This is a genomic window from Methylomonas aurea (genome assembly GCF_024505045.1).
In the GTDB taxonomy this organism is placed as follows: domain Bacteria; phylum Pseudomonadota; class Gammaproteobacteria; order Methylococcales; family Methylomonadaceae; genus Methylomonas; species Methylomonas aurea.
In genome coordinates this window covers 1-4,089 of record NZ_JANIBM010000071.1, presented here as the reverse complement: position 1 = coordinate 4,089, position 4,089 = coordinate 1, and the positions used below count along the sequence as shown (strand labels likewise).

The window sequence follows — 4,089 nt, the reverse complement described above, 5'->3', positions numbered from 1 at the left end:
CCGCGCGCGATAAATGAAGCGACAGATGCGCGATAAATGAGAAAAATTCTATTTTCCGATTGTGCAAGTTAATTGCGCATAGCAAAAGCCAACTACCAAACGACCGCCGCAACGGCGTCGACGTCCTCGGCATTTTCGACTGAAATCAGTAACGCTTCGTAGTGAGATTGTTGCGCTTTGATATGCGTCGCAACATCGATGCCGACCTGCCGGATTTGCTCAGCGGTGTGTACTCGTCTCAGCCAGTTGCCTGCGCTATCGGCACACCAAAATTTAAACTCGGCGGCCGCGCCGGGTAACAGGGTTTCAGTGACCAGGCCGTTGAGATTGGCCTGATCAGTCAAGGCCGTTGGGTATGCATGGGGGATACCCAGCGCGTCACTTTCGATACCGGCCACAATGGCCGATTGCAACGACGCCTTCAGTCCAGCAATCCTTTCGGATTTTATAGCGCTCAAATCAGCGACCCAACTGCCGTTGACGTAAATAAACGCGCTGCTAGGCCGCTGCTCGACTTCAATGTCGGACGGATCGATTCGATCGCCCTCATAGTACAGACCGCTACCATCAACGTAAAAGCCCATCACCAACCTCGCTTCGCCGTCATGCGATACTTCCAGCTAGCAGAAGTCGGTGTCGCCACCGCGCCAGTGGACCTATTGAAAATGTACCAAGCCTGCGAACTACCCGTAATAACCGCGATGGTCTTACGAGTCACCATGCATGGTATTTTTGAAACCAATGAGCCGGAACCGGTAGCCGGGCCCAGAATACGGTCGCCGACCGCGTAACCCGCGTCGGCAGTAGTGCACTCGATCTCGAACTCAGCATCTCTCGGCGATACTCCGATGTTATGGTTATTGCTGATCAACGTCGCTGTGCCTGGCAGCGTCGCAGTCCACGGCGCATCAAAACGCCCATTCAGCGCATACCAGGTAATAGCGCTAACCACGTTACTCGCCACAATCACTTCGCCGACAAACACCCGATAGACCGGATTCGCAGTCGAGCCATTGCCGACCTTCATCGTCATTTCGCCGATATTGAACGTGCATTGCCCGTTCGTCACACTATAAGCGCCGCCTGGCTGGTAAATCGGCTCCAGTGCGGTGCTGCCGGTCGTGCAGGTGCCGTCAGCGGCGATATCCAGATACAGATAATAAGTGCCGTCGGTGTTGAGCCCGGTCCAGCTCGGGTTGCCGATAGAGCCATTCAGATCGGAATCGCCGTTGGCCGCGGTCACACTTAACGTTCCGGACGTGGTAACCGTGGTGCTGCCGGTGGCACCGCCGAACGCCGCTGCGCCGTTACTATCTACGGGGCCATACGACACCGTTTGCCGCACAGACGGTTTGGCATGGAGCGCGCCCACCAACCCGCCGGCCGGCCGAAACAATAGACAACGCACCACGCCGCCGGGATAGCCAATCCACACCGAATAATCGCCGGCCTGGGTTTGAATGTTCTTGCCGCCCGGCAGTATCAGCGACGCCGAATGCGTCAACAAATGCGAGCCGGCATGGCGCACGCGCTTGACGCGTCCGGCGCTCAACGTAATCGCATTAATCGCCGTGGTGCCGGTCACATCGACAGTGTCGCCGGTGGCGGTATCCAGATTGATTGTGCCTGCGCTGGCGATATCGGCGCCGAGCGATTGGTACAAATTGCGCACCGAGAAATCCTGGCTGACCGATCCGTTCAGCGATGCGCCGCCCGGCGCGCTGAGCGATATCGTCCACGCGGCAAAGGTACCGCTGCCCTGGATCGTATTCACCGACACCACCAAGGCGCCGGTCACAACGTCATACGACATCACGTCGCCCAGCATCCACTTAGCGCCGTCGGACGTCGACGCGATCTTGACTGTCTGCCCCGGCAAAAACGATTTGTCCGGCTCCACCGTTAAGGTCTTGCTAGCGACCGATATCGTCAAATTGGTCGTGCTGACCGAACTGACCGCATACAGATTCATCGCGTTGGCGGCATCGTTAAGTTCCGATCGAAACTGAACAAGCGCCGCGATAAACGCATCGGCACGGGCGATAAAAACATCGGGCTGGTCGCCGCGCTGCGGCACATCGGGAAGCGGAGTAATGGCCATTAAGTTAAACCTTCAATTTCGAGAGTGCAGATAGACTCGGTCGGATAAGCGATGGTGATCGAGAAGTCTTTGTAAAAGCCGTAGATCACCGTCGAGCTGTAAATGTCGGTACCGGCGTAGACGATCGGCGTAGCGCGGTAGCTGGCCAGCAGTGCGTGCAATTGGTCGACGAAGTTCGCATCGACGAATAGCGTGAACGTCGCATTCTTATTGAATGCCCGCTCCAGCACCGTGTAGTTGCCAAAGTCGTCGCGCTTCTTCACCGAATAGTCCTGAATGCCGACCCGGACGCCGTATTGCGTACCGCCGATGATCTTTTTGAAGCCAAGGACCATCGCCCCAACTGCCACCGTAAAACCCGGATCGCTGACGATGACCTGAATGGTTGGGGCGTGATACGGCGGCATGTCGTAAATCACCAGGTCGGAGCGGCGGTCGATAGGTTCGTAAAAATACGCATACCAATCGTGCACGCCGCTATCCGAGACCAACGAAAACGTTTTGTCGTACACCACGCCATCTACCGCATCGGTCATGATTACCCGCACCGATTGGGCGGCCAAATTCAACAACGCCAGCGAATCGATCCGGCCGGTCGGGTGTAACGTCACATCGATAGAATCCGGATTCGTGGCTTGCGAGGTCACCGACGAATCGAACAGCTTCCAACGGTTGGTCGGACCTACTTCGAGCCACCAGGTCGGCGACGCAGCCGGATCGTGGCCGACATTGCCGGCTTGCAGCGACTCATAAACCCTATGCACATTGGCACCGATCACACGTACCCGATCGCCAAGCCCGTACGTGGTCGCGAGATTGAACGCGGTGTAATCAGTCTCCGGAATATTGCATGACAATAGCGCCGTGTCCGTCACCACAAACGGCCTGATCAGCATCATGCGACGACCCTCGTTTCCGGCAGTCCATTACCGTCCCAGCGCTTCAACAGCTTGGCCACGTCGGCCGTGTTTTGCGCGATCGCAATATTCTGCGCCTGCAGTTCGGTGCGCAATTGCCGCACCTCGTCGGTCACGGCCTGGTTACTTTCCGCAACGGTGGTAAAGGCACTGCTGACCGTGGTACCGGAGTTGATGCCAGGCAGGGTTTGATTGGCGGCGCCGGTTGGCATGAATACTTTATCCGGCGTCGGTGGCAACAAATCGTCCGCCTTGGCGATGCCGGCGAGTTGAGCCAGGCGCAAATAGCGGGTGTAATCGACGGCCGTGGCAAACGTGTCTTTGCTCAGCAGTTCCATGCTTTCGCGCAACTTCTCGTTGGCCTTGTAATACGTGTCGGCAGCGTCGGCCAATTGCAGCAACTGGTTATAACGGACGCGGCCGGCCTCGGTGTCCAGATTCTGAGCGTCGAGCAGGTCGCGGTAGGCTTGACGGGTATCGGGCAACTCCAGACCGTAATCGGACAAGGACAACTTCAAGCGCCGGGTCGTGTTGGCCAACTGCTCGGCTTCGCTGTAGAAGTTGCGGTAATAGTCCTGGAACAACCCTTGGAATTCTTTAATGCCGCCGGCGAGCGTCACTAAACCGTCGGCCATGGCCACCGCATCGCCGGAGAAGGTTTTACCGGTCAAATTGATTGCATCCAGCACCACCGCTTTTTCCGCCACCAGCCGCGTCGCGGTCTCGAACATTCCTTCACCCAGCTTTTGATACTTCGCGATCAGGCTGCCGAAAATGTTGGTGGTCATGACATCGAGCTGGGTGGACAACACGTTATTCAGCGTCGATATCATCTGGTCGGAAGTCATGCCGTACAGGCTGATCTTCAGCCCGGGAATAACGTATTTATTCACCGCATCGGTCATGTCCTTGCCGAACTCGTTGGCCATCGACATCATCGACGTGGCCATGCCCCGGAACATCTTCGACAGCGCCGATTGAAACTCCGGATCAAGCGCGCTCAGAATCTCGCTGACCGTGGTCTTCTTCGAGAACCAGCTCTTTTTCGTGGTGGTGATCTCGGTATATTGC

At 56.8% G+C, this 4,089-nt stretch carries 4 protein-coding genes; all 4 read right to left on the bottom strand.

The annotated features are described in order from the left end of the window. Positions 1 to 92 precede the first annotated feature (92 nt). Entirely contained in the window at positions 93 to 584 is a 492-nt protein-coding gene (locus tag NP603_RS21605) for a DUF4376 domain-containing protein (RefSeq protein WP_256612937.1), read from the bottom strand. Continuing rightward, complete coding sequence (locus NP603_RS21600; RefSeq protein WP_256612936.1) at positions 584 to 2,101, bottom strand: hypothetical protein; 1,518 nt, start codon at positions 2,099 to 2,101, stop codon at positions 584 to 586. The genes NP603_RS21605 and NP603_RS21600 overlap by 1 nt, the downstream gene beginning before the upstream one ends. After that, positions 2,101 to 3,000: a hypothetical protein gene (locus NP603_RS21595; protein WP_256612935.1), complete on the bottom strand. Its 900-nt coding sequence runs from the start codon at positions 2,998 to 3,000 to the stop codon at positions 2,101 to 2,103. Before NP603_RS21595 ends, NP603_RS21600 begins: the two co-directional genes overlap by 1 nt. Then, on the bottom strand, positions 2,997 to 4,089 hold a 1,093-nt coding region (locus NP603_RS21590), incomplete at its 5' end, for a hypothetical protein (RefSeq protein WP_256612934.1). The genes NP603_RS21590 and NP603_RS21595, both read right to left, overlap by 4 nt.

Excerpts from the sequence above, each read along its gene's own strand:
- NP603_RS21605 (WP_256612937.1), bottom strand. The coding sequence starts at position 584 with ATGGGCTTTTACGTTGATGGTAGCGGTCTGTACTATGAGGGCGATCGA.
- NP603_RS21600 (WP_256612936.1), bottom strand. The coding sequence starts at position 2,101 with ATGGCCATTACTCCGCTTCCCGATGTGCCGCAGCGCGGCGACCAGCCC.
- NP603_RS21595 (WP_256612935.1), bottom strand. The coding sequence starts at position 3,000 with ATGATGCTGATCAGGCCGTTTGTGGTGACGGACACGGCGCTATTGTCA.